The 24612-nt window shown below is 68.5% G+C and carries 27 protein-coding genes; 9 read left to right on the top strand and 18 right to left on the bottom strand.

The genetic code is table 11. The features are described 5' to 3' along the window. Window positions 1–118: 118 nt before the first annotated feature. Entirely contained in the window at window positions 119–1279 is a 1161-nt protein-coding gene (locus G3I17_RS35080) for an aminotransferase class I/II-fold pyridoxal phosphate-dependent enzyme (RefSeq protein ID WP_343238529.1), read from the top strand. Between the two features lie 17 nt (window positions 1280–1296). Here G3I17_RS35080 and G3I17_RS35075 read toward each other — a convergent pair whose 3' ends face one another. The 7 genes from G3I17_RS35075 to thiO all read right to left on the bottom strand — a co-directional run bounded on the left by G3I17_RS35075 (window position 1297) and on the right by thiO (window position 9272). Beyond that, a complete protein-coding gene (locus G3I17_RS35075; protein WP_164602853.1) occupies window positions 1297–2709 on the bottom strand; it encodes a PepSY domain-containing protein in 1413 nt (470 codons plus the stop codon). Window positions 2710–2870: 161 nt separating this feature from the next. Then, window positions 2871–3758 (bottom strand): alpha/beta hydrolase, encoded by an 888-nt coding sequence (locus G3I17_RS35070; protein WP_164602903.1) that lies wholly within the window; start codon window positions 3756–3758, stop codon window positions 2871–2873. 122 nt (window positions 3759–3880) lie between these two features. After that, on the bottom strand, window positions 3881–5881 hold the full coding sequence (gene pknB, locus G3I17_RS35065; RefSeq protein ID WP_164602852.1) for a Stk1 family PASTA domain-containing Ser/Thr kinase: 2001 nt from the start codon (window positions 5879–5881) through the stop codon (window positions 3881–3883). A gap of 101 nt (window positions 5882–5982) precedes the next feature. Continuing rightward, window positions 5983–6960 carry a LysM peptidoglycan-binding domain-containing protein gene (locus G3I17_RS35060; RefSeq protein WP_164602851.1) on the bottom strand — a complete coding sequence of 326 codons (978 nt, stop codon included), beginning with the start codon at window positions 6958–6960 and terminating at the stop codon, window positions 5983–5985. 174 nt (window positions 6961–7134) lie between these two features. After that, window positions 7135–7911 carry a thiazole synthase gene (locus G3I17_RS35055; RefSeq protein WP_164602850.1) on the bottom strand — a complete coding sequence of 259 codons (777 nt, stop codon included), beginning with the start codon at window positions 7909–7911 and terminating at the stop codon, window positions 7135–7137. A 9-nt stretch (window positions 7912–7920) separates the two neighbouring features. Then, on the bottom strand, window positions 7921–8121 hold the full coding sequence (gene thiS / locus G3I17_RS35050) for a sulfur carrier protein ThiS (RefSeq protein ID WP_164602849.1): 201 nt from the start codon (window positions 8119–8121) through the stop codon (window positions 7921–7923). After that, the gene (gene thiO, locus G3I17_RS35045; RefSeq protein ID WP_164602848.1) at window positions 8118–9272 is read right to left on the bottom strand and encodes a glycine oxidase ThiO; all 1155 of its coding nucleotides are present in this window, start codon (window positions 9270–9272) and stop codon (window positions 8118–8120) included. The genes thiS and thiO overlap by 4 nt, the downstream gene beginning before the upstream one ends. 58 nt (window positions 9273–9330) lie before the next feature. Between thiO and thiE the strand changes: the two genes are divergently transcribed. Genes thiE through G3I17_RS35030 form a run of 3 tightly spaced genes read left to right on the top strand, consistent with a single transcriptional unit; the run spans window position 9331 to window position 10861 of the window. After that, window positions 9331–9993, top strand: a complete 663-nt coding sequence (gene thiE, locus G3I17_RS35040; RefSeq protein WP_164602847.1) for a thiamine phosphate synthase — start codon at window positions 9331–9333, stop codon at window positions 9991–9993. 2 nt (window positions 9994–9995) lie between these two features. After that, the gene (locus G3I17_RS35035) at window positions 9996–10436 is read left to right on the top strand and encodes a ribonuclease (RefSeq protein WP_203591185.1); all 441 of its coding nucleotides are present in this window, start codon (window positions 9996–9998) and stop codon (window positions 10434–10436) included. Continuing rightward, on the top strand, window positions 10433–10861 hold the full coding sequence (locus G3I17_RS35030; protein ID WP_164602845.1) for a barstar family protein: 429 nt from the start codon (window positions 10433–10435) through the stop codon (window positions 10859–10861). Before G3I17_RS35035 ends, G3I17_RS35030 begins: the two co-directional genes overlap by 4 nt. Here the strand turns inward: G3I17_RS35030 and G3I17_RS35025 are convergent. Together G3I17_RS35025 and G3I17_RS35020 are read right to left on the bottom strand one after the other, a co-directional pair. Continuing rightward, window positions 10839–11540 carry a DUF2071 domain-containing protein gene (locus G3I17_RS35025; protein ID WP_203591184.1) on the bottom strand — a complete coding sequence of 234 codons (702 nt, stop codon included), beginning with the start codon at window positions 11538–11540 and terminating at the stop codon, window positions 10839–10841. The genes G3I17_RS35030 and G3I17_RS35025 overlap by 23 nt on opposite strands. Then, window positions 11512–11859, bottom strand: a complete 348-nt coding sequence (locus tag G3I17_RS35020; protein WP_164602844.1) for a DUF4180 domain-containing protein — start codon at window positions 11857–11859, stop codon at window positions 11512–11514. The genes G3I17_RS35025 and G3I17_RS35020 overlap by 29 nt, the downstream gene beginning before the upstream one ends. Before the next feature lie 65 nt (window positions 11860–11924). Between G3I17_RS35020 and G3I17_RS35015 the strand changes: the two genes are divergently transcribed. Then, complete coding sequence (locus tag G3I17_RS35015; protein ID WP_239063231.1) at window positions 11925–12332, top strand: helix-turn-helix domain-containing protein; 408 nt, start codon at window positions 11925–11927, stop codon at window positions 12330–12332. A 16-nt stretch (window positions 12333–12348) separates the two neighbouring features. On the opposite strand, the gene G3I17_RS35010 is transcribed toward G3I17_RS35015, so the two are convergent. Further along, on the bottom strand, window positions 12349–13419 hold the full coding sequence (locus G3I17_RS35010; RefSeq protein WP_164602843.1) for a polyprenyl synthetase family protein: 1071 nt from the start codon (window positions 13417–13419) through the stop codon (window positions 12349–12351). 57 nt (window positions 13420–13476) lie between these two features. Here G3I17_RS35010 and metF point away from each other — a divergent pair, with 57 nt between their 5' ends. Both metF and G3I17_RS35000 read left to right on the top strand, forming a co-directional pair. Next, complete coding sequence (gene metF, locus G3I17_RS35005; RefSeq protein WP_164602842.1) at window positions 13477–14391, top strand: methylenetetrahydrofolate reductase [NAD(P)H]; 915 nt, start codon at window positions 13477–13479, stop codon at window positions 14389–14391. Between the two features lie 33 nt (window positions 14392–14424). Continuing rightward, window positions 14425–14955 carry a histidine phosphatase family protein gene (locus tag G3I17_RS35000; RefSeq protein WP_164602841.1) on the top strand — a complete coding sequence of 177 codons (531 nt, stop codon included), beginning with the start codon at window positions 14425–14427 and terminating at the stop codon, window positions 14953–14955. A 24-nt stretch (window positions 14956–14979) separates the two neighbouring features. On the opposite strand, the gene G3I17_RS34995 is transcribed toward G3I17_RS35000, so the two are convergent. From G3I17_RS34995 to G3I17_RS34985, 3 genes are all read right to left on the bottom strand, one after another. Beyond that, window positions 14980–17199 carry a UvrD-helicase domain-containing protein gene (locus tag G3I17_RS34995; protein ID WP_164602840.1) on the bottom strand — a complete coding sequence of 740 codons (2220 nt, stop codon included), beginning with the start codon at window positions 17197–17199 and terminating at the stop codon, window positions 14980–14982. A 73-nt stretch (window positions 17200–17272) separates the two neighbouring features. Beyond that, entirely contained in the window at window positions 17273–18580 is a 1308-nt protein-coding gene (locus G3I17_RS41330) for an NAD(P)/FAD-dependent oxidoreductase (RefSeq protein WP_164602838.1), read from the bottom strand. Continuing rightward, the gene (locus tag G3I17_RS34985) at window positions 18580–19191 is read right to left on the bottom strand and encodes a DUF4126 domain-containing protein (protein ID WP_164602836.1); all 612 of its coding nucleotides are present in this window, start codon (window positions 19189–19191) and stop codon (window positions 18580–18582) included. The genes G3I17_RS41330 and G3I17_RS34985 overlap by 1 nt, the downstream gene beginning before the upstream one ends. Window positions 19192–19364: 173 nt before the next feature. Here G3I17_RS34985 and G3I17_RS34980 point away from each other — a divergent pair, with 173 nt between their 5' ends. Together G3I17_RS34980 and G3I17_RS34975 are read left to right on the top strand one after the other, a co-directional pair. Continuing rightward, window positions 19365–21293, top strand: a complete 1929-nt coding sequence (locus tag G3I17_RS34980) for a peptidoglycan recognition family protein (RefSeq protein WP_164602834.1) — start codon at window positions 19365–19367, stop codon at window positions 21291–21293. A 2-nt stretch (window positions 21294–21295) separates the two neighbouring features. Next, entirely contained in the window at window positions 21296–22048 is a 753-nt protein-coding gene (locus G3I17_RS34975; protein WP_164602832.1) for a nucleotidyltransferase, read from the top strand. Window positions 22049–22057: 9 nt separating this feature from the next. Here G3I17_RS34975 and G3I17_RS34970 read toward each other — a convergent pair whose 3' ends face one another. From G3I17_RS34970 to G3I17_RS34950, 5 genes are all read right to left on the bottom strand, one after another. Next, window positions 22058–22336 (bottom strand): DUF1905 domain-containing protein, encoded by a 279-nt coding sequence (locus G3I17_RS34970; RefSeq protein WP_164602829.1) that lies wholly within the window; start codon window positions 22334–22336, stop codon window positions 22058–22060. A gap of 84 nt (window positions 22337–22420) precedes the next feature. Continuing rightward, window positions 22421–22891: a YbaK/EbsC family protein gene (locus G3I17_RS34965; protein ID WP_164602827.1), complete on the bottom strand. Its 471-nt coding sequence runs from the start codon at window positions 22889–22891 to the stop codon at window positions 22421–22423. 10 nt (window positions 22892–22901) lie between these two features. Next, the gene (locus tag G3I17_RS34960; protein WP_164602825.1) at window positions 22902–23936 is read right to left on the bottom strand and encodes a DUF4037 domain-containing protein; all 1035 of its coding nucleotides are present in this window, start codon (window positions 23934–23936) and stop codon (window positions 22902–22904) included. Window positions 23937–23981: 45 nt separating this feature from the next. Then, window positions 23982–24443 (bottom strand): DM13 domain-containing protein, encoded by a 462-nt coding sequence (locus G3I17_RS34955; RefSeq protein WP_164602823.1) that lies wholly within the window; start codon window positions 24441–24443, stop codon window positions 23982–23984. Then, window positions 24440–24589: a hypothetical protein gene (locus tag G3I17_RS34950; protein WP_164602821.1), complete on the bottom strand. Its 150-nt coding sequence runs from the start codon at window positions 24587–24589 to the stop codon at window positions 24440–24442. Before G3I17_RS34950 ends, G3I17_RS34955 begins: the two co-directional genes overlap by 4 nt. Window positions 24590–24612 lie beyond the last annotated feature (23 nt).

The raw sequence follows: 24612 nt of genomic DNA, 5'->3' as shown, positions 1-24612 counted from the left end.
GTGCCTATCCTCGATACTCCGGACTGTTCCTCAGCAATCCGCAGATTCGACTGGAGTGGATCCCACTGATGCTTCCTTCCGAACGTCGCCGGGCGATCGCTGCCGAGATGGTGCCGGCGTGAGCATCGACGAGCCGCTGGATGTCCCCACCGTCGACCCGATCGAGCGGCTGCGAGAGCGGCGCAGCGCGAAGTGGCGGACGCATCCCGCCGACGTGCTGCCGTTGACCGTCGCCGAGACGGACTTCAACCTCGCCAGGCCGATCCGCGCCGTGCTCGACAGGGCGCTGGACCTGTCCGACGTCGGGTACGGGGTCGCGGAGCCCGAGCTTGGCCGCGCACTGGCCGACTTCGCAGGGCGCCGTTGGGACTGGACGATCGACCCGGGCTCGGTGGCGGTCGCGACCGACGTGAGTACGGCGGTCGTCCACGTACTGCGGCTGTTCGTACGACCCGGCGACTCGGTTGTCATCAGTCCGCCGGTCTACGCGCCCTTCCCCGGCTGGGTGCGCGAGGTTGACGCCCGGCTGGTCGAGGCGCCGCTGCGGTACGACGAAGCGGACGGATGGCGGCTCGATCTCGACGCCCTGGAGGCGGCCTTCGCCGGCCGGCCGGCGGCGTACCTGCTGTGCAATCCCCATAACCCTGTCGGGCGGGTGCATAGCCCGGAGGAACTCGCCGCCTTGGTGGAGCTCGCCGCGCGCTATGACGTGACCGTGGTCAGCGACGAGATCCATGCGCCGCTGGTGCTGCCCGGTGCCCAGTTCACCCCGCTGCTCACCGTGCCCGGTGCGGCCGACCTCGCCGTGTCACTCCACTCCGCAAGCAAGGCGTGGAACCTCGCCGGCCTCAAGTGCGCCGCGATTGTTGCGGGCTCGGACCGGATGCGGGCTGCACTGGACGAGCTGCCGGCGGATCTTCGCTGGCGCATCGGTCACTTCGGGGTCATCGCCACCGTGGCCGCCTACACCGACGGCGGGCCTTGGCTCGACCTACTGCTCGCCGACCTCGACGCCCGGCGATCCCAACTGGCCACGCTTCTGCGGGACAACCTGCCCTCGGTCAACTGGCATCCACCGGAGGCGACTTTCCTGGCCTGGCTCGACTGCCAGGCTCTCGGCGATCCTTCTCCACAGGAGCAATTCCTGAGCCACGGTGTCGCCCTCGAACCAGGCGCCTCCTTCGGCGCCGGCGGCGAACGGCACGTACGGCTGAACTTCGGTACGAGCGCCACGATCCTCGAAGAGGCCCTCACCCGGATGGCCCACGCGGCCAAGTGACACCGAGCCCGTCGGAGTCAGTTGGTGGTGTTGAACCAGTGCCGCAACTGCTTTGTCCGACGGATGACGAGTAGGTCGAGGAGCAGCACGATGGCCAAGGTGATCCCGAAGAGGGGGAGGAACACGGCCAGGGCGGCGATGATGACTGCCAGGGCCGGCGTGGCCTTGAGAGGGAGCCGGCCGCGGGGTGCGCCGAGTCCTGTCCCGGGTGTCTTGGGGCGGCGGCGCCACCACATCGCCGGTCCGGAGAGACACATGAAGATCACGCCGAGGCAGAAGGCGGTGGTGATCCACAGGTTGACCGTGCCCAGCCGCCGGCCCTCGTGCAGCGCGATGCCCTGGGCAACGGTCTTGGCCAGCAGCGGATAGTCGCGATACCCGTACGTCGAGATGACTGCGCCGCCGTACTGGTCGACGTGCAGGCTGCGTTCCTTGGCCGGATTCTGGAAGGCATAGCCGATGACGGAGTACACGCCTTCCTCGCCTCCTGGCAGCGCGACCGTCATCGGCCTGGCCAAGCCGTTCCTGGTGCCGACGGCGACGGCGGTATCCAGGTTCGCCGTCGGACGGCCCTCCTGGTTGGGGTCGGAGCGCGGCACCTTCGACTCGCCGAGTGCCCACGGCACCGCGTGGCTGTGCGGCAGCGACTCGTCCAGCGTCGACACGGGATCGGACAAGGCCCCAGGGTCCTCAGCCCACATCGAGCTGCCCTGGCCGGTGGCGATCTGCTGGACCTTCGCGCCCCAGAACCCGGTCCACGGCAATCCCGAGATGATCAGGAAGAGCAGCCCGACACCCAGGATCGACCCGGTCAACGCGTGCCGCGACCGCAGTACTGCGCCCGCCGCTTTCGCCGCGCGACGCCGAGCCCGGGCGACCCGGCCGCGGGCGAACAGGTAGTAGCCCGTGATAGCCATCACAAGTGCCCAGCACGCGGCGATCTCGATCACAGCATCACCGAAGCGGCCGGCCATCAGGTCGCCATGCAGGCGGATCGCAGCACCGGACAGGGTGGTGTCCGGATTCAGCGATCCGAGCACCTTGGCCTCGTACGGATCGACGAACACGTCCCGGACACCGCCGGCCGCGGTCTCGACCGAGAACACCGTCGACCGATCCGGACCGGACGGCTCGGTCATCGACACCACAGTCGCGTCGGGGAGGGCGGCTTTGACCGCATCCAGTTGCGCGGCGTACGGCTGCGCGACCAGCCCGGCCGGCTGGTCGACCTTCATCACGTCCGCGTGCAGGGCCGGCTCGAGCTGGAACCGGAACAGATAGATCAGCCCGGTCGTCGCCAACAGCAACAACACCGGGATGACCAGGAAGGCAGCATAGAAATGCCACCGCCAGAACGCCCGGAACCATCCCCGACCGGTGCTTTCCCGCTTCGCAGCCGCACCAAGCGGTCCACTGATTGTTGCCGTCACACCACCGCAACGCTCGATCCACCCCCTGGGTTCCCACACCCCCGAAACTTCGCCGCGGCCTAGCCGAGCTCACCTCCGGCGCCGGCCACGAACGCTTCGACTTCACCCTCAACCCGCTCATCGACAACCTCGCGAAGGCCGATTGAGGGAGTCTCCTCAGCTCATCGGTCGAGGGTGGCGAGGAAGGTGATCAGCGCCTCGGCTACTTCGGCCGGGCGTTCCTCGGGGATCCAGTGGTCGCAGCCCGGCAGGTCGACCACGCCGCGGAGGTCAGGTACAAGCTGGGGGAGTTGCTCGATGAAGTCGGGCGGGTAGAAGGTGCGGACCACGTCGTCCCCGCCGGTGATGAAGAGCGCCGGTGGGGTGATCAGCGCGTCCTGCCAGGGAGCCGTGAGCGCCCAGTTGCGGTCCATGTTGCGGTACCAGTTCAGTGGGCCGGTGAACCCGTTCCGCCCGTACTGCCGGGCGTACTCCTCGATGTCGTCCTCGGTCAGCCACGACGGTAGTTGGTCGACCTGACGAGTGCTGGCGAGGAAACCCTCCCCGGCGATCGGCGAGGCGAGGCCGGCCATCACGCGCCGGAAGCTGTTGCGAAGATCCGCGTTGAGCTCGGCGTCGGCGCGGCCGGGTTCCTGGAAGTAGATCTGGTAGAAATCCGGGCCGAAGTGCTCACGTACGGACGTCAGCGTGGGGACGGCGCCACGCTGCGTCGGGGGCACGGACAGCCCGGCCACGCCCCGCACCAGCTCCGGGCGCAGCAGCGCGGTGTGCCAGGCGACCGGGCCGCCCCAGTCGTGGCCGACCACGACCGCGCTCTTCTCCCCGAGTGCGTGGATGAGGGCGACCACATCACCGACCAGGTGAAGGATGGAGTAGTCGGCGATGTCAGGTGGGGCGTCAGTACCGCCGTAGCCGCGCTGGTCCGGTGCCACCACCCGGTAGCCCGCATCAGCCAGCGGCTGAAACAGATGCCGCCACGCATACCAGCTGTCCGGAAACCCGTGCAGCAGCAGGACCAAGGGCCCTTCACCCTGCTCGGCGACATGCATAGTCAAACCGTTGACGCTCAACTCACGGTGAACGAGGCTCAAGATGGACTCCAATCCAAGACACCACCGACCCTAGCCCGCCAATCTCGTTGCTCTGCGCAACGGGGTGGAGCGTGGGGTTGTCAGAGGACGGTGACGGTGACTGTGGTGCCTGGTTTGGCTTTTTGGCCGGCGGCGGGGGATTGGCCGGCTACCAGGTTGAGGCCTAGGTTGAAGGGGGCCTTCTCCACCTTTACCAGGAAGCCTGCTTCGGTGAGGATCTTGGTGGCGTCGACGAGTTTTTTGCTGCGGACGTTCGGGATCTCGCGCAGCGCGGGGCCCTTGGAGACGACCAGCTGGACCTTGTCCTTGGCGAAGAGGGTGCCGTTGTTGGGGGTCTGGGTGATCACCCGGCCCTCGGGGATCTTCTCGTCGAACTGATCGGTGCGGCCGACGGTGAAGCCCGCCTTCTTCAACGTGCGGGTCGCCTCGCGGACCGGCTTGCCGGTCAGGTTCGGGACGCCGATGGGCTTCTTGCCCTTGCTGATCGCGAGGTTCACCGAGTCGCCGGGCTTCATCACCGAGTCGAATTTCGGGGAGAACACGATCACCCGCCCGGTCGGCACCGTTTCGCTGTAGGCCTCGCTGACCTGGCCGACGACGAGCTTGATCGACCCCAGCGCCCTGGCGGCCGCCTCCTCGTCGAGCCCGGCGAGCTGCGGTACGCGGTACCGCTCGGGGCCCTTCGAGACCGTGAGGGAGACCTCGCCTTCCTTGCGGATGCGTCCGCCCGCCTCGGGGTCGGTGCCCATGACCTGTCCCTTGGGCACATCCTCCGAGAAGTCCTGGTTCGCCAACGTGGTCGTCAGCCCCGACTCCACCGCCTTGGCGTTCGCGTCGGCCGCGGTCATCCGCAGCAGCAGCGGCGTCGAGGTGTAGCGGTGCACGCCGTAGTACCAGGCGGTCGATCCGATACCGATCGCCAGCGCCAGTACTGCGAACAGCGCGATCAATCCGCGCCCACGCCGTTGCCGAGCAGCGGGTCGTACAGGAGGTGGCGCCGACTGCCGAGTTGCCTCGTGCGGCCGTAGCAGCGACCGCTGGTTGGGCGGCGGCTCGAACGGTACGACGATGGTGTCGTTGCGCGGCGGCTGCTCCGAGTACCCGTGCTCGACATACCCGTTGCCGCGCGAGTACCCGTCGTCGTACTCGGTGTCCTGCCGCATCTGCTGAATCGGAATGGTCAGGTCGCCGGTCAGCTCGGGGTCGTCGGGCAGACCCTCCTCGATCGCATTGCGCACCCGGTGGACCTGGCGGCTGAACACCCGCGCGTCGGCCGGCCGGAGGTCGCGGTCGCGCGCCGTGGCCCGCTGCACCAGCGCATCGACGTACGGCGGGATGCCCGGTACGAGCTGCGAAGGCGGCGGTACATCGGCGTGCACGTGCGCGTAGGCGACCTGGATGGGCGTATCGCCGGTGTGCGGCTTGCTGCCGGTCAGCAACTCGTACAGGAGGATCCCGGACGAGTAGACGTCGGAGCGGGCGTCCGCGCGGCCGTCGGTGACCAACTCGGGCGCCAGGTACGACACTGTGCCCATCAGCAGGCCCTGGGTGGCCGTGTTGCCGGTCGTGGTGACCGCTCGGGCGAGGCCGAAGTCGGCGACCTTCACGGTGCCGTCGTTGGAGATGAGCACGTTCTCGGGCTTGATGTCGCGGTGCACGATGCCCGCGTCGTGGGCCGCCGAGAGTGCCGACAGGACCGGGGCGAGCAGGTCGAGCGCCCGCGCGGGTGACAACGGCGACTGCTGGCGGATGACGTCACGCAGCGTCCGGCCGGGCACGTACTCCATCGCGAGGAACAGCGTGTCGTGGTCGGTGCCCTGGTCGAAGACGGCGACCACGTTCGGGTGCGAGAGCTTGGCGGCGGCCCGGGCCTCGGCCACGAACCGGCGCCCGAACTCGGCGTCGTCACCCATCCCGAGGTGCATCACCTTGAGCGCGATGATGCGGTCCAGCCGCATGTCGAGGGCCTCGTAGACGGTCGCCATCCCGCCCTTGGCGACGCGCGAACCCACGCGGTACCGTCCGTCGAGCACTCGCCCGACAAGGCGGTCGCCTACGTGGGTGCCTACGTCTTCCGTCACTTGCGGTGAGCCGCCTCTCGAAGCTGTCTGCTCTGAGAGTGTAAATAAGGCGCAAGGTCGTGGCTCCGTCGCCGCGCCGCATCCCGCCCACGACCCACGTGCTAGAGCGGGTTCCACCCCTTCTCGAACTGTCCCTTCAGGCGTAGGACGCTCTGTACGTACCGCTTGGTGTCGGGATACATACCGTTACGCCGGACGCCGCCCAGGCCCTGGTAGTAGCCCGCCACCGCGATGTCGAGTTTGGCCGCCGCCGTCAGCCTGCTGAGCAGCACGACCCCGGACGTGACGTTGTCCTGCGGCTTGAGCAGGTCGAGCTTGCGGCCGACGATGCTCGAGGTGAAGTTGCCGGTCGAGGGGATCACCTGCATCGCGCCGATGGCGTTGGCGGGGGAGACGACCCGCTGCTTCCAGCCGGACTCCTGCCAGGAGATCGCCAGCGCGAGCTCGGGGTCGACGCCGTACCGCTTGGCGGTCGTGACGATCATCGTCCGCAGCTGGCCGCGGGTGGGCAGCTTGCGGTTGCGCAGTACGGCGCGGTTGCGGTCCGCGGCCGCGACGATGTGGTCGGCGTAGGTGCGGCCGGCGAAGGTGTTGTTCTTGGTCTTCTTGGAAGTCTTGGCCGGCTTCTTCGGCACCGGTTTGGCGTGGATCTTCACCGGGACCAGGATCGTCTTGCCGATGTAGATGTGGTCGCTCGCCCGCAGCCCGTTCGCGGCCAGCAGGCTGGCCTGCGAGCAGCGGTACCGCTTGGCGATCTTGCCGATCGTGTCACCGGCCTTGACGACATAGCTCGCCCGGCCGAGCTGCGAGCTCCTGCCGGCACCCGGCGTCGCCGCCTTGCCCGGCAGTCTCAGCAGCTCGCCGGCGTAGATCGTGTTGCCGTTGCCCGGCAGTTTGTTCAGCGCGACCAGGGTCCGGACGTCGGTCCCGTACGTCGCCGCGATCAGGCTGAGGGTGTCACCGTTCTTCACCTTGTACTGGCCGAAGCCGGGCGAACCGGCGGTGATCACCCCGGCCGCCAGCAGCGGGACTGCAAAACCAGTCGTTACCCGCAGGACTTTTCGCCACGTGTTGCCCATCTTTCCATCTCCCCGTGTGAATGTCCCTTGACGGTAAGTGGTGGTACAGATGTGACAACAGGTGCTGGTGGGTCATTTGTTACGGCTGTGATCGAATGTTAACAATTTAAGGCTGAACTACATGATTGTGGTTCACAATCGATGTTTGCTGACGGCAACAGATGCCGAGGGCACCTAAAGCGAGGCGCGCCCATCGAGGGGCGAAGAGGCCTGGGCCGAGTGGTACCGCCGGGGGATCCGCCCGGCCAGCCGCGCACCCCGGCCGGCCGTCACGGCGTCCCGCATCGCAGCAGCCATCAGGGCCGGTCGCTCGGCCCGGGTGACGGCAGTGGCGAGCAGTACGGCGTCGCAGCCCAGCTCCATCGCCAGGGTGGCGTCACTCGCCGTACCGATGCCGGCGTCGAGCACGATCGGCACCTTGGCCGCCTCGACGATCATGCTGATGTTGTGCGGGTTGCGGATGCCCAGGCCGGAGCCGATGGGGGAGCCGAGCGGCATCACCGCCACGCAACCGACCTGCTCCAGCCGGCGAGCCAGGATGGGGTCGTCGTTGGTGTAGGCGAGCACGGAGAACCCGTCGGCAGCCAGCGTCTCCGCGGCGTCCAGCAGCTCCACCGGGTCCGGTAGCAGCGTGTGGTCGTCCGCAACCACCTCTAGCTTGATCAGGTCCGTCTGTAGCGCCTCCCGGGCCAGCCGGGCGGTCAGTACGGCCTCCCCAGCGGTGAAACAGCCGGCAGTGTTCGGCAGTACTGCGATGTCGTGCTTGCGGAGCACATCGAGAACAGACCCCTGCTGGCTCGGGTCGAGCCGCCGCAGCGCCACAGTGGTCAGCTGCGTCCCGGACGCGACCAGCGCCTCCTCCAGTACTTCGAGGCTCGGCGCGCCGCCAGTACCCATCACCAGCCGCGACGTGAACTCGCGCCCCGCGATCACCAGGGTGTCGTCACTCATAGGTTCTCCTCAACCGCCCTGGACCGCGGTGACGATCTCCACCCGGTCGCCGTCGGCCAGTGTCGTCCCGGGCCACTCTGTCCGGGTCACTACAGCCTCGTTCACTGCTACTGCCACACCGGTCGGGCTCTTGGCCCAGCGCGCGACCACCTCGGAGACAGTGGTCCCCGCTTCGATCTGCTCAGTACTGCCGTTGACGAGCACGTTCATGGCGCAACCCTAACTTCGGCGAATCGGCTGGCCAGGAACGGTGCCGCCAGCTCGGGAAGGACGCCGGTGCGGACCGTCTCGGCGATGACCTGTGCAGTGATCGGAGTGAGCAGTACTCCGTTGCGGTAGTGCCCTGTCGCCCACAGCAGCCCGTCGAGCCCGGAGGGCCCCAGCACCGGCGCATTGTCGGGCGTAGCCGGTCGCAGGCCAGCCACTGCCTCCACTAGCTCCAGCTCGTCCGTGATCGGCAGGATCATCCGGGCATCCCGCAGCAGCGCGAACACCCCACCGGCCAGCACACGCGTGTCGTACCCAAGCTCTGAGGTGGTCGCGCCGACTACCAGCTCGCCGCCAGGCCGCGGTACGAGGTAGACGGCGAACCCGCGCGCAGTAGCTCGCACTGTGTGGCTGAGAGCAGGCCGGTACGCCTCGGGCACCCGCAGGCGCAGGATCTCGCCCTTTAGTGGCCGGACGGGCACCTGCAGCTCTAGTGGGATGCCTTGAATCTGGGCTGACCAGGGACCGGCCGCTGCAATGACGTGGCCGGCTGCGATGGTCGACCCGTCGTCCAGCTCGACGCCGACTGCAGTAGTACCGGTGGTGAGCACTCGGGTGACACGCTGACGGACCACCTGTACGCCGGTGAGCTCAATGGCCCGGAGCAGGGTGGCGACGGCTTGGCGGTTGTCCACGGAGTGATCGCCGGGCACCCAGACGCCGGCAGTGACGCCCGGTGCGAGCAGCGGCTCCCGCTTGCGGGCCTCGCGGCCGGAGAGCTCCTCGACCTCCAGGCCGAGCCGTCGCTGGTAGTCCGCGAGCCGGTGGAGCGCGGCGGCATCGTCGACGTCGTACGCGACCGAGAGAGTCCCGGTGCGGTGGAGCCCGGCGGGCTGGCCGGTGAGGGCTTCCAGCTCCTCGGCGAAGCCGGGCCAGGCGGCCACGCCAGCCAGGTTGAGGGCCAGCAGGTCGTCTTCGCCGTACTCGACCTCGGTGACCGGAGCGAGCATGCCGGCGGCGACCGAGGACGTCTGGCTGCCGGGTGTCGGGTCACATACCGTCACCTGGATATTGTCTACAGCGAGTCGCCAGGCAGTGGCGAGGCCGATCAGCCCCGCACCGATGATGACGACATCGCAGGTTCGCTCAGCCATGGCGCCAAGACTACGGCGCTGTGCACACAGTAGGAGGGGTACATGGCAGGCTGGGCCTGTGACTGAGCACACCGCAGACGCTGGACTGCGTGACCGATTGGCCGACGCCCATCTCTACTTGTGCACTGATGCACGCGAGAAGCAGGGCGACCTCGCGCAGTTCCTGGACGCCGCGCTGGGCGGTGGTGTCGACATCGTGCAGTTGCGGCAGAAGGACCTGGAGGCCGCTGACGAGCTGGCGGCCCTGGAGGTTTTCGCCGACGCCTGCAAGCGGCACGGCAAGCTCCTGGCCGTCAACGACCGCGCCGACATCGCCTTCGCCGCGGGTGCCGACATCCTGCACCTCGGCCAGCGCGACCTGCCGGTCAGGGCTGCGCGGGCCATCACGGGGATGGAGCCGGTGATAGGCCGCTCCACTCACACCTTCAGCCAGGTGAACGCCGCTGTCGATGAGCACGGCTCGGATTACTTCTGCGTCGGCCCGACCTGGGAGACCCCGACCAAGCCCGGTCGCGCCGCTGCCGGGCTCGAGCTGGTCTCGTACGCCGCCAGTCGCCAGTCCGCCAAGCCATGGTTCGCGATCGGCGGGATCGACCTGGCCAGGCTGGACGAGGTGGTCGAGGCCGGCGCGATCCGCGTGGTCGTAGTACGGGCGATCACCGATGCTGACGACCCGGCCGCGGCGGCGGGGGAGTTCAGCCGCCGGCTGCGGGGCGCCTGATGATGAACAACCCGAGGACGGCGCGGATCATCGCCGCCGTCGTGATCGCGATGATGGTGATCACCCTCGCCGCGTCCCTGCTCGGCTGCAGTGCCTCGAGCTCCGGCACGGCGACCAAGGACACGCCGACCAAGGACTCGGTCAGCGGCCTTCTCTTCGTGCCCGCGGCCGACCTTCCGAAGGAGGCCCAGCAGACGCTCGCACTGATCGACAAGGGCGGGCCGTACCCGTACAGCCGCGACGGCGTGGTCTTCGGCAACTTCGAGAAGATCCTGCCGAAGCAGAACAAGGGGTACTACCACGAGTACACGGTGAAGACCCCGGGCGAGAAGGACCGCGGCGCCCGGCGGATCGTGACGGGAAAGGGCGACGAGCGTTACTACACTGACGATCACTACAAGTCGTTCCGCCGGATCCAGGCGGACGGGGGGACCGACGGATGACTGACCTGCGCATGCTGCTGAGCAAGGGCCTGCGCCCGGGCGTCTACCGCTGGTCGGCCAAGGCCACTACCGACGAGGTGCGCCGTACTGTCACCAGTGCCGGCTGGAGCTTGGTGCTGCTCGACACGACGAGCGTGCACGACAAGGCCGGCTTCCTCGACGTCTGCGCGACCGCCTTCGACCTGCCGCGCTGGTTCGGGCGCAACTGGGACGCTCTGGCCGACTCGCTGAGCGACCGGTCGACCGGTGAGCCAGAGGTCGTGCTCTGGGAGGGCTGGCGCGAGTTGCTCGACCACGACCACGACACGGTCGACGTGGCGCTGCAGATCCTCACCGAGGACGCCAACGAGTCCGGTCAACTGCGGGTGCTGCTGCGCGAGGCCGACGACGTGCCAGACCTGGTTACCGAAGTACCGGTCCTCTAGGCAGGCCGAACCGAGCCGGTACTCCGCTACTGAAGGCCACGTGGTCTGGTGGGCGACTGCCGAGCTCGCCTAGCCCCACGGAGGCGAGCAGACCGCGGTCCTCGAAGGTCTGGAGCTCTGCTTGGTGCAGGACCCATGGCGGGTGCTCGTTGGGCAGGTACCAGGTGCGGCCGGCCCTGTTGAGATGCAGGCCCCAGCGGGCGGTCAGGAAGTGCTCAAGCGGGCCGGGCTCCAGTCGCTCGCCCACCTGCGTCTCGATCGTGCTACTGGCATCGCCGTGCGGCCAGCGAAGGGTTGAGCTGTAGGTATGGCGGTTGCCTGTTGCGTGGTGCTGCATGCGCGCCCAGCGGTAGGGGATGCCCAGGGTGCTGCGCGAGCCGGCCACCATGGGAAGCCAGTTGGCGTCGAGGCTCAGGAACACCACGCCTCGCCGGCCGGCGCTGTCCACGGAGTACAGACGGACGTTGGTCTCCAGGAACGACCTCAGCATGACCATCCGGAACGGCACCAGCCCGACGTACGTCCGTCCCTCGAACGTGTCGGGTCTGGTGCCCGGCGGGAAGTAGCGGGCGACGCTCCCCGGCTCCACTGCCCAGTGGATGAAGGACAGGTCGAGCCAGCGCTGCCGGAGGATGCGCGGCGGGCGCAGCTCAGGCGCCAGCGGCGAGATCTCCTCCATGCCAGCAATCTAGAGCGTGCTCATCCGGCACGAACCGCAGGTGCCGTCCGCGGTTGGCCTCCCGGACCCAGTCGCGGAACGAAGTACTGGCCGCTTCATGAGCGGACACATCGCCCAGCACCACCAGCCCCATCTGGTAGGTGACGAACTTCTGCACGATCCCCCCGGCCACCCCACTGCCCAGCCGGAAGAACTCCGCCGGCAGCAACTCGACCGGAACGACCACCCACTCGGCTTGGTGGGTGTAGTGCGCCTCCGCGATGACATCGACCGCATCCCGGTCGTTGAGGATCGTGGTGGTCGCGCGATAGGTCTGCAAAGTTCCGTATCCTTCCCTATAAAGTGATCTATAGGGAATTCTAAGGTATGTGATAGGGATCTAGCATGATGTTTTCGGTCGAGCAGGTGGCGGATCAGCTCGGGCTGCATGTGCGGACGGTCCGGAACTACGTCCGCGACGGGAAGCTGAACGCCGTCCGGATCGGGAAGCAGTACCGGATCAGCCGCGAGGATCTTGAGGCCTTCACCGGGATCTCCGCTGTCGACGACGGTGGCGCGAGCGCGCGGCGGGTCGAGGTGTCGAGCATCGTGCAGGTCGACGCGATCGACCGGGCCGGTGCCGACCGGATCAGCACGCATCTGCATGCGGCGGTCAATCAGGGCGGGCTCGGCCAGCTGAGGGTCGAGTCGGCGTACGACGAGGACCGCAGCAGCCTCAAGCTGATCATCATCGGTGATCCCGAGGTGACCGCCGATCTGCTGCGGATCGTCAGTTTGCTGGCAAAAGCCTGAAGCAGGCCTGACGGGCTCAGAGGTGCCGGGCGGTGGCGGCGATCGCGAGGTCGGCGAGCGCCTTGCGGGAGGTCTCGTCGTCGATGGGCGCGCGATCGAGCGAGTCGAGGGCGTCCTCGGTGCGTTCGGTGATCAGGTCCTCGCAGGCCTGGACCGCGCGGCTGTCCTGAAGGATCTCGCGCAGCAACTGGATCTCGTCGGCGTCCAGATCCGGCCGCCCGAAGAGCCGGTCGAACTCGGTCAGCTGCACCTCCGACGCGTGCTCGACCGCGTACGCCGTGAGGACCGTCCGCTTGCCCTCGCGCAGGTCGTCGCCGGCCGGCTTCCCGGTCAGCGCCGGATCGCCGAAGACACCCAGTAGGTCGTCGCGCAACTGGAAGGCCTCACCCAGGGGCAGCCCGTACGCCGACAGTGCGTCGATGAGGTGCTGGCCACCGCCACCAAGAGCGGCGCCGATGTGGAGCGGCCGCTCGACCGTGTACGTCGCTGCCTTGTACCGCAGTACGCGCAGAGCCCGGTCCATGTCGGCCTCGCCCGAGGCCTGGGCGACCAGGTCGAGGTACTGCCCGGCCGTCACCTCCACCCGGACGGCGTCGAAGAACTTCGAGGCAGCCGCCAAGGAGGCCGCGTCGAATCCCGACGTGTTCAGCATCTCGTCGGCCCAGATCAGGCACAGGTCGCCGAGCAGGATGGCCGCGCCGATCCCGAATCCGACCGGGTCGCCACCGCGGCCGCTCTTCTCCGTCCGGGCCCGCTGCAGCGCCTCGAACCGGCGGTGGGCCGCCGGTGCTCCCCGGCGTACGTCGGAGGAATCCATCACGTCGTCGTGGACGAGCGCGCTGACGTGCAGCATCTCCAGACTCGCGGCGGCCTTCAGGATCGGCTGCCGATGGTCACCGCCGGCGGCGCGGAAACCCCAGTAGCAGAAGGATGGCCGCAGCCGTTTACCGCCACTGGTCGCGTCCCGCGCGGCCTGGACCTGCTCCTCGAGCTCTGGTCCGATCGCGGCGAGCCGCTCCTGCTGGATGTCCAGGAAGCTGGTCAGCGCTGCCTGGATCTCGGTCGGGATGTCTGCGTCGGCATACACGTCTCGGAGAGTAGTCGGTGCCGCCGCGGACGCTCACGCCCCGGTAGCCTTGACCCCATGGCAACCGGTCTCCCGTCCACGCTCCCCGGCACTACGCCGACGATCCGTGACCTGCTGTCGACGGCCGAGCCATCTTTCTCCTTCGAGTTCTTCCCACCGAAGACGCCCGAGGCCGAGGAGGTGCTGTGGCGCTCGATCCGCGAGATCGAGCAGTTGCGGCCGACCTTCGTCTCGATCACGTACGGCGCCGGCGGGACGACCCGGGACGGCACGATCCGGGTCACCGAGCGGGTCGCGCAGGACACTTCGCTGACGCCGCTCGGGCACCTGACCTGCGTATCGCACTCGCGGGACGAGCTGCGCTCCGTCATCGGCGCGTACGCCGGAGCAGGGGTGCGCAACGTGCTCGCGCTGCGGGGCGACCCGCCGGGCGGGCCGTCGCAGCCGTGGGTCGCGCATCCCGAGGGCCTGAACCACGCGGTCGAGCTGGTCGAGCTGGTCCGTGAGCTCGGCGACTTCTGCGTCGGCGTCGCGGCCTTCCCCGACAAGCACCCGGAGGCCTCGGACCTCGAGACCGACGCCCGCGTCCTCGCGGCGAAGGCTGCGGCCGGCGCCGATTACGCCATCACCCAGATGTTCTTCGGCGCGGACGACTACTTCCGGCTGGTCGACCGGGCCGCGGCGCTGGGCTGCGACATCCCGATCCTGCCGGGCATCATGCCGGTGACGAACATCAAGCAGATCGAGCGGATGGCCGAGCTGACCGGCATGGCGTTGCCGACGGCCGTCACCGACCGGCTGCACGCGGTCGCGGACGACCCGGCCGCGGTCCGGTCCGCCGGGATCGAGATCGCCAGCGAGCTCTGCGACCAACTGCTCGCCGGTGGCGCGCCGGGCATCCACTTCATCACCCTGAACCGCTCGACGGCGACGCGTCAGGTGTTCCGCAACCTGCAGTCCACAGTGGTCTGACCCGGGCCGGCGCGGACGCCCTATCCTGGGCCGATGGCTGACCCGTCCGACCTGCTGATCGACCGCACCCTGGTACTGCTCCGGCACGCGAAGGCGGTGCCGCCCGAGTCGATGCCCGACCTCGAGCGACCGCTCGCCGACCGCGGCCGCGCCGACGCTGCCGCGGCGGGACGCTACTTGCTTGCCCAGGGCATCGAGGCCGAGCTCGTCCTGTGCTCGCCCTCGATCCGCACCAGGGAGACCTGGCAGTACGCCGCCGAGGCCGGCGCGATCGCCACCGACGTCTGGTACGACCGGCGGATCTACAGTGCCGGTACCGAGGAGCTGCTTGAGGTCATCTACGACGTACCGGCCGAGATCCGGACGGTGGTCGTCGTCGGCCACGCGCCCGGGATCCCGTGGCTCGCGGACGAGCTGGCACTCGATGGCACCAGCCCGAACCGCGTCGAGCTCACCCAGAAGTACCCGACCTCAGGCCTGACAGTCCTGCACACCACCAGCCGCTGGGCCAACATCAGCCCGGACGACGCAGACCTGGTCGACTACGTCATCCCCCGCGGCTGACCACCCCACCCCGAAATGACGGGGTCAGGAGGTGTGGGTGGGTAGCCAGTGGGTGGTGCTGTTGATGGTGATCATCCGTTGGGTGGCCCGGGTCAGGACGACATACAGGGCTCGGACGCCGCCCAGTGTGTCGCTCACGATCCGGTCCGGCTCGACCACCACGACGGCGTCGTACTCGAGGCCCTTGGAGTCCAGCGGGCTCAGCGCCACCACGCGGGAGTCGCCGAGTTCCTTGAGCACCGAGTCGATCGCGGGGCGAAGTACTGGCGGAACGATGACGCCGACGGTGCCCTCGACCAGCTGGAGGAGCTCACCGGCCGCGTCGGCTGCCGCCTCGGCGACCTTGTCCGCATCGAAGATCCGGTGCTCCGGATCCACACCGGTCTGCCGTACTGCGTTCGGCAGGTCGGCGTCCGGGATCTCCTGCCGGATCACCTCGCCGGCGAAGGCGTAGATCTCCGCCGAGTTCCGGTAGTTCGTCGAGAGCCGGAAGGTGTGCCGCTGCAGGTGCGACAGCATCGAGTCCATCGCCGCCCGCGCCTCGGCCGGGTCGGGCCAGGAGCTCTGGGCCGGGTCGCCCACGATCGTCCAGCTGGCCTGCGGGCCGCGGCGAGTCACCATGCGCCACTGCATGGGGGAGAGGTCCTGTGCCTCGTCCACCAGCACGTGGGCGTACTCGTCCGGCTCCTCGGCGTCTGCCGCCGCCACTGCACGAGCACGCCGCTCAGAGGTCGTCAGTACTTCGTTGACGCCGTCCGAGAGCCCCTCGAGCCAGTCGAACTCCTCGTCCTTGCCGGCCTCGATCACTGGCGGCCGGCCGAGCAGGTTGCTCAGCTCGTCGAGCAGTGCGACGTCGGCGATGGTGAACTCGCTCGTACTACGAATTGCCGCCGACAACTGGTCGCTCTCGGCCGGGGTGAAGTCCCCACGCGACCAGCGCTGTGTACGCCGGGAGTCGCCCAGCCAGCGCAGCACGGCACCCGGGGTGAGCACTGGCCACCAGGCTGCGAAGAACTGCTTGTACGCGGGCAGGTCGGTGACGATGTCGCCGAACGACTCGCGGTCGGCGTAGACGCCGTTCCGCAGGTCGTCGGGGAACCGCTGCCACAGCGCGGCCACCAGGCCCTTGCGGGCTTCGGAGCCGGCCTTGTTGCGCGGCGTACGGCGCAGCGCGTTGCGGCGGACGTTGTCGAGCTGGTTCGTGTCCAGCTCGACATTCGCGCCGTTAATGAAGACCCGCAGGCCGGTCGGCGCATCGGGCACCCGGTCGCGTGCTACCCGGGAGAGCAGGCCGCGCATCCGCAGGGAGCCCTTGATCGCGGCTACGTCCGCGTTGTCGACAGCAGTCGCCCGCACGCCGTCCACGAGTTCACCGACCGCCCGTAGCGACACGGTGTTCTCGCCGAGGCTTGGGAGCACTCGCTCGATGTAGGCCATGAAGGCGGCCGACGGGCCGACCACCAGGACGCCGCCGCGTTCGAACCGCCTGCGGTCGGAGTACAGGAGGTAGGCGGCGCGGTGCAGCGCCACCACGGTCTTGCCGGTGCCGGGGCCGCCACCGATGACGGTGACGCCGCGGGCAGGTGCCCGGATCGCCTCGTCCTGCTCGGCCTGGATGGTGGCGACGATGTCACGCATCGTGTGACCACGAGCACGCGACAGGGACGCCATCAGCGCGCCCTCACCCATCACGGGCAGGTCGGCGGGAGCGCGATCGGGCGCCAGCAGGTCGTCCTCGATCCCCGCGATGCGGGGACCCTTGTTGCGCAGTACGCGGCGCCGGACGACCTTCAGCCGGTCGGTCGGAGTCGCGCGGTAGAACGGCTCGGCGGCCGGGGCACGCCAGTCGATCACGAGCGGCTCGTACTCGGCGTCGCGAACGCCGATCCGGCCGACGTACAGGCTCTCCAAGTCCGCGGCGGTCGCCACGACCTCGGTGTCGTCGCCCAGGTCGGAGTCGAGCCGGCCGAACACGAGGCCCTCGTGCTCGGCGTCCAGCTCGGCGATCCGGCGGGCTGCGGCGAACACCAGGACGTCGCGCTCGTACAGACCGGTCTGCTCCTCGTCGCGGACGCGGCCGACATTCTGCGCCTGACCGCGCTGGTGCCCTTCGACCGCGATCCGGGACGCGGACCGGGCGGCCTCGGCGACCCGGGTATACACCTGGTCGACGTGCTGCTGCTCGGCCTCGAGCTCAGCGCGCTCGACGTTCTCCAGGTCGGTCGACGTGGGGGTTTGATCCACCGGGGTCCTCTCTACTGCCGGGCGACAATCCCCGACACGGAACACATGAACGATCAATCTTAGTGCGCCGCGATCAAGCCTTGCCGACGGCGTCCGCAACGATGGCCGCACCGAGGGTGGTAGAGGGCACTCCGACGCCTGGGTGAGCACCCGCGCCGACGCAGTACAGGCCCTTGATCGGGGAGGCGTTCGCGGCCCGTCGCCGGGCGGTTTTGTACCCCTCCCAGGCGACGCCGGCCCACCAGGAAGGAGAGGTCTGGCGGGAGACGACCTTGTCCCGGATGTGCAGTCCTCTGGCGACCAGGAGGTCCAGTACGTCGTCAGTGGGGTAGCCATGGACCAGTACCGACCAGGCCTGGTGTCCGGCGGGCGCCTGACCACCGGTGCGGATCACTACCGTCGGGCTGCCGTGCAGCACGGTCTCGAAGGGCAGGGCCGGCACTGGGCCTTTGAGGCCGAGGTGGACGACGTAGGCCGCCTGGGCCTGGTGGGTGGAGAGGACCTTGCGCCGGACCTTCTTGGCGTGCGGGTCGTCGACCAGCTGCCCGTAGAGGTGGCGTGGATCGATGTCGCTGACCACGACGTCGGCCGGCAGCGTCTTGCCGTCCGACAGCCTGACCCCGGTCACCTGGCCGTTGTCGGTGTCGACTCCGACGACCTCTGCATGGGTGTGGATGTCGATCTTGCGCTCGCTCGCCCGCTGCGCCAGGGCATCGGCCAGTACGCCGAAGCCGCCCTGGATGGTCCAGCGGCCGAACGTGCGCTCCAGGTACGACCAAACCCCGACGTAGCCAGGTGTGAGCTTCGGGTCGGAGCCGTGCTGGGTCGCGTAGTAGCGCAGTACCGCGCGGGCGCGCTCGTCGTCGAGGCCGCGCTGTGCGGTGCGCTCGAGCGACTGCCAGGGCTTGAGGCTGCGGATGGCGGCCAGTGGCAGCTTGTCCATCAGCGGCGGCTCCAGCGACGACTTGCGCAGGATCTGCCAGGTCTCGCCGTACTTGTCGACCAGTGCTGTCCACTGCTCTGCCGTCTTGTCGTCAGCTAGGTCCCGCCAGGCTTCGAACTGGGACGCCCGGTCGCCGACCGGCAGGTCGAGCACGGAGCCGTCGCCGAACAGGTGGCGCCGCGGCTCGGTGATGGGCTCCAGCTGGGCCAGGCTCTCGATCGGGCGGCCGCTCTTGCGGAACAGGTCGCGCAGGGCGGCCGGCAGCGTAGTACTGGCTGCTCCGGCGTCCCAGCTGAAGCCGTCGGCCTCGACCCGGCCGAGGGCGCCGCCCAGGCGGTCGTCCTTCTCGCAGACGGTAACTTGGTGGCCGAGCTTGGCCAGCCGTACGGCGGTGGCGAGACCGGCTAGGCCGGCCCCGATGACGATCACGCGGGCCATCAGACTGCACTGCTCCCGGTTGCTGGATTGCTACGTTTCTCGCGCCAGGCCTGGAACCTGACGAGGCCCCGGCGGATCGCGCGGAACGCGAAGTACACCGAGACGAGCCCGATCAGCAGCAGGATGGCGGCGATGATCAGGGCGGCGGTGGGGTGGAACGCGGCCAGCGAGACGACACCGGCGACGGCGACGTCCTCACCGGACGAGGCGGCGATGTTGGTGACGGGCTCGGGGGAGGTGTTGATCGCCAGCCGCAGGCTCGATTTCACCAGGTGCGACACCAGCGCTACGACCCCGCCGGTGGTGGCGATCGCGGCCTGGTGCAGGCTGCCCGCTTCACCGGCCAGCAGTGCGGCGACGATCGCGCCGACGGTCGGCCGGATGACGGTGGAGATCGCGTCCCAGGCCGAGTCGATATAGGGGATCTTGTCGGCGACGAACTCGAACGCGAAGAGCGCGCCGGCGACGATCAGGACGCCGTTGCCGGTCAGCGAGGACGGGATTTCGTCGACACCGGCGAACCGGCCGAGCAGACCGAGGATCAGTACGCACGCGTAGGCGTTGATGCCGCTCGCCCAGCCCGTCGTGAACGCCAACGGCAACGCTTCCATGGCCTTGCTCCGTAACCCTGTGTCGTTACCCCGTGGGGACCTCACTCGTCGTCAGTATCGAACCTTCTGACTCCAAATTTGGTTAACCGTTGACATCCGGATCTCCGCGACCCAAAGTGAACAGGCTGCCGGTCTGCGTGACCGGTATCCCATCTGGTCCAGGGAGAACAAACATGCGTCGTCGTCCGAAGATTCTCGCCGCACTGGTAGCGGTAGCGCTGCCCATAACCGTGACCGGCGTGTCGTCCGGTGGTCCGCCCGTGGCGGCCGCTGCCACGCCCGGGCCCGCGTCCGCCGTGGCGGCTGAGGCTTTCCGTTCCGCGTCAGCGCAGTACGGCGTACCGGAGTCGGTGCTGCTGGCCGTGTCCTACGCCGAGACCCGGTGGGACGACCACCAGGGCAAGGCCAGTACGTCGGGCGGCTACGGGCCGATGCACTTGACGGCTGTCGCCCCGAGCGAGCTGACGGATCGTTCCAATGGCGTGATGCTGGCCAAGGGTGAGTCGCTGCAGACGCTGTACCAGGCGTCGGACTTGACCGGGCTCGACCCCGCCGCACTGCGCAATGACACTGCCGCCAACATCTCCGGTGGCGCTGCGCTGCTCGCTTCCTACCAGCGCTCGATGAACCTGCCGGTCGGCGCTACTACGTCTGCCGCTGCCTGGTACGGCGCAGTGAGCACGTACGCCGGCGCATCGGACCGTACTAGCGCCGCTGGCTTCGCTGACGACGTCTACGCGATCCTGGCGCGCGGTGCAGCCCGCACTACGAACACTGGCCAGCAACTCGTGATGCCGGCGCAGAAGGTGACGCCGGACAAGGCGCAGCTGGCCAAGACCGCTCTGCCATTAGCTAAGGCGGGTGCTGCTGGTGGAGTTCAGTGCCCGGCGCAGCTCGCCTGTGAGTCGCTGCCGGCGCCGTACTCGACGTACGGGCCGGGTGCTGGTGACTACGGCAACCACGACCTGGGGAACCGGCCGAAGACGGGCAAGATCGACTACATCGTCATCCACGACACCGAGGGTGGCTGGCAGGGCACGCTGAACCTGGTCCAGGACCCGACGTACGTGTCCTGGCAGTACACGATGCGCTCGTCGGACGGCCACGTCTGGCAGCACGTGAACGCGAACGACGTCGCCTGGCACGCCGGCAACTGGTACGTGAACATGCACAGCATCGGGATCGAGCACGAGGGCTTCGCCGCCCAGGGCTCGACCTGGTACACCGAGGCCCTCTACCGCAACTCGGCGAAGCTGGTGAAGTACCTCGCGAAGCAGAACAACATCCCGCTGGACCGCGCGCACATCATCGGCCACGACCAGGTGCCCGGCACGGTCCCGTCGACCGTCGCCGGCATGCACTGGGATCCGGGACCGTACTGGGATTGGGAGCACTACTTCGACCTGCTGGGCGCGCCGATCTACGGGCACAACGTCCTCCCGGTGAAGGCCGGTTCGCTCGTCACGGTGAAGCCGGGCTTCGCCGACAACCAGCAGGTCGTGACCGCCTGCACCACCGCCGGTACGCCTTGCGCGCCGCAGGGCACGAACTTCGTGTACCTCCGGCAGGCGCCCGACGATGCGGCTCCGCTGGTCAAGGACCTGGGCAACCGGCCGAACGGCTCCGACAGCACCACGCAGGTGTCGGACATCGGTGGGCGGGCGGCCGCTGGTTCGCAGTACGTGGTGGCGGAGCGCTCGGGTGACTGGGTAGCGGTCTGGTACCTGGGGGCGAAGGCCTGGTTCAAGAGTCCCCGCACTGCGCCTGACGCGTTCGCCAAGCCGGGGCTCGTGGTGAAGCCGAAGGCGGGCAAGACGACAGTGCCGGTCTATGGGCGGGCTTACCCGGAGCAGGCCGCTTACCCGGCTGGGATTCCGTACCAGACCGTCACGCCGCTGCAGTACTCGATCGCTGCCGGCCAGGCCTACTCGGTGGGTGACGCGAACATCGAGACGGACTACTACCGGGCCAACACGTTCGCCGGCGAGCCGCCGACAGATCACGTACAGGTGCTCGGCAAGGACCGCTATTACCAGATCTGGTTCGGCCACCGGATGGCCTACGTCCGTGCCGCCGACGTGGACTTGAAGCTAGCCTACTGACCGTGCCTTACCACGAAGCCGTCCAGCGTCTGCTGGACGGCTTCGTCGCGTCCCTGCCGTCGGTGGTGCCACTGCGAGCCGTGTGGTTGCACGGGTCGCTGGCGCTGGGCGACTTCCAGGTCGGTCGCAGCGACCTGGACGTGATCGCGGTCCTTGACGGGCCTGTTGGCGCCGCTGAGGGTTTGAAGGCTCTCCATCGTTCGCTGGAGGCTGCTCATCCGTTGGCTGTCGGGTTGCACTGCAGCTACCTGCGGGTCGATCAGCTGGCCGACGCGTCGCTGCGGCATCCGACCTGGGCACACCGGGAGTACTTCGATCGGCCGGTGACCGCGGTCACCCGACGGGAACTGGCCCTGGGCGATCTCAGCATCTACGGACCCGCGCCATCTTCATTGCTCCCGGCAACTACCGATGCCGAGCTGGCGGCGTTCATCCGCCGCGACCTGGAGACCTTCTGGCGCCCGGCCGCCACCAAGTGGACCCGCTGGCGGCGGGACATCTGGGTCGACCTCGGCCTCATCACCGTCGCCCGAGCCGCCGTAACGCTGACGGACGGCACACTGATCACCAAACGCGAAGCTCTGGAACTCCTGCCGTCCCTCGGAGCCCCAGCTGCAGTGGTCAATGACATCCACCACCGCCGCTACGGCTCAGCCACCATGGCTCGCGCTCGCCGCAACCCGGTGTCGCGGCTTCGGCGCGGCTTGCTCGCGCGACGGTATGTCCGCTCGACCATCGATGAGCTCCTCGCCTGACCACCGCTGTCAGCTGTGCCTTTGAGTGAGGTGCACCTTGACCTCGTCGCCGGCCTGGCTCTTGCCGATCTGCTTGCAGATGGCTGCCCGCAGCGGCAACCAGTGCGGCCCACTACCCGAAGGCATCAGGGTGGCATCGAACGGCTGACCGTCGATGGTCCCGCTCACCTTCGCCGCCCGCCCGGTCCCCAGCAACTCGGCCGAGTCGGGCACGGTCAGGTACGTGGCGAAGGCGCCGTCCTTCTCCAGTACCGCGGTGAACTCATGGTCGAGCGGTCCCTGCGTCATCAGCCTGATCCCATCTGTCGAGAGGTTGTCCACAGATGAGACTCCCACCGGGCGCCGGACTCATCGCTGCGGCGCTCACGAGTTTCAGTTGACGGTGATCGGCGTGCCGTTGGTCAGCGTGACGAGCTCGGCGTAGGTGGTCGGGAATACCGAGTGGGGGATGCCGGCGGCCGCCCAGACCACGGCGTACTGGTCGAGGGTGGTGTCGACCAGCGTGCGGACCGGGTGCGGGTGGCCGACCGGGGCGACGCCGCCGATCGACTGGCCGGTGTGCTCCTTCACGAACTCCGGGGTCGCCCGGCGGAGCTTGCCGATGCCGAGCTCGGCGGCGACCTTCGCGGTGTCGACCCGGTGCGCGCCGGACGTCAGGATCAGGACGGGGGAGCCGTCGCCGTCGAAGATCAGGCTGTTCGCGATCGCGCCGACCTCGCAGCCGAGCTCGGCAGCCGCGGCGGCCGCGGTCGGTACCGCGTCGTCGAGGATCTTGATCTCACCGGTGGCGCCGCCCGCTGCGAGCGCGGCGGCGACCAGTCGGACATTGGGATGAGTGCTCACGGGCGAAACCCTACTTCTCGAAGATGTTGATCAACTTCCGGTACGCAGCCGGGTTGCTGAGCAGATCAGTGTTGTCCGCGAACTGGTCGATCGCGCCGATCAGCCCGAGCTCCTGCACGCGTAGGTGTTTCACCGCGGCCAGGCACGCCTGCACGAACCGGCCCGCTCCGAGCACCATCGCCGGGCGGTCGTGGTACCGGCGCGGTTCCGGATCGACCGGCTCGGTCAGTTCGAGGTCGTTGTGCCTGACCGCGACCTTCCGGTACGCCGTCGTGAGCGCGCGCTCGCGCTCGGCCAAGGTGCCGGCGGCGAGCGCCTGCTCGAGATCGCGATCCAGGCCGTCGGGATGGCCGAGACGGGTGAACGCAGTACCGAGCCACTTCGTGTACGGGGCGTAGGTGCGTTCCATCAGCAGGGTGAGGCGCATCAGGTCGCGGGTCAGGCGGGCTGCCACGACCCGTGAGCCGAGCTCGTCTCCCACCTCGGAGGTGCGCTGGACGAACGCCTCCTCCTGCTCGATCCGGGACCACTGGCAGCCCAGCATCCAGAGCCAGAGGTCATCCGGGTACCACCGGAGCTCGTCACGGACCACCTGCAGGCGCCCGTCGTCGGCGTACACGGCCCCGGCCACGACCCCCAGCAACTGCTGCTGCGGCGTCACCAGCCAGTCTTCGAGGGACAGGTCGCGACCATTGAGGACACCGAGGTGCTCCTTGAGCCACGCGTCGACAGTGGTGACCGTGATGCGATGCACCGGCACCACGGTGTCCGAGCCGTACCGCACTGCGTGACCCCGGTACTCCGAGGGCAGGGCACCCTCGATCGCGTGGGTGACTCGGTCGACCTCGTAGGCGTCGACGAAGACGTGGAGGCGTGGACCCCAGTCGTGGTCCATCGACCGCGCGGTGTCGTAGCCGAGCACGTCCGAGCCCCAGCCCAGCAAACCTGCCGCGTAAGGGATTTCGGCCAGCAGCGGGCGGATGATCTCGTCGTGGAAGCTCTGGCTGAGAGCTCTAGCCGAGATGAAGGTGCCGCCGGTGGTCATGGGCCGACCCTAGTTGCAGGGGGTGGTCGGCCACATCTGGTTTTGTCAGGCGAGGGCGGCGGCGCCGAAGGACACGTTGAACCGGTTGCACCACAGGGAGACGCTGCGGAGTTTGGTCAGGTCGACGTCGGGCGGGATCAGGTAGTTCTGGTTGCCCTTGGTGCCTTTGAGCTGGCCGAGGCTGTGGTGGGCGCCGTCGTCGAAGACGTGCCAGCCGGCTTTGCCGTCGACGACCTCGGCGTCGCTGAGCCAGACCTCGACGTCGGGACCGTCCGAGGTGTCCAGGGCTTCGAGACGTAGTACCCGGGAGCCGTTGGGCAGTTTCAGGATCGATGCCGTGCCTTTGGTCTCGTGTTCGTGGCTGATGAAGGTGCCGGTGGTCAGCCGCTGCGGGGCTTCCGGCGGGGCTTCCGGAGTGGCTTTCGGCGTCGCTTTGGGCGGGGGAGCGGTGGGGGTCCGGCCGCGGCCGGCAGAAATTGTCGGTGGCGCCGCAGAGGATGTGGTCATGGAGATCGGATCGGCGCCAGGGAGCGCCTCGTCGACACCTTGCCGGTGAACAGCCGCCAGGGCTGGAACAGCGGCAACGCGACGGCGGTGACCACGGCGACGACCGCCACCGTGGTGACGGCCAGGGTGCGGCGGGTGCTTGGCATCGATCGTCTCCACTCCGTCGTCC

This window comes from Streptomyces sp. SID13031, from assembly GCF_010548305.1.
Taxonomy (GTDB): domain Bacteria; phylum Actinomycetota; class Actinomycetes; order Propionibacteriales; family Kribbellaceae; genus Kribbella.
Note: the sequence above shows the minus strand (reverse complement) of the source record. Positions and strands in the feature narration are given on the sequence as shown.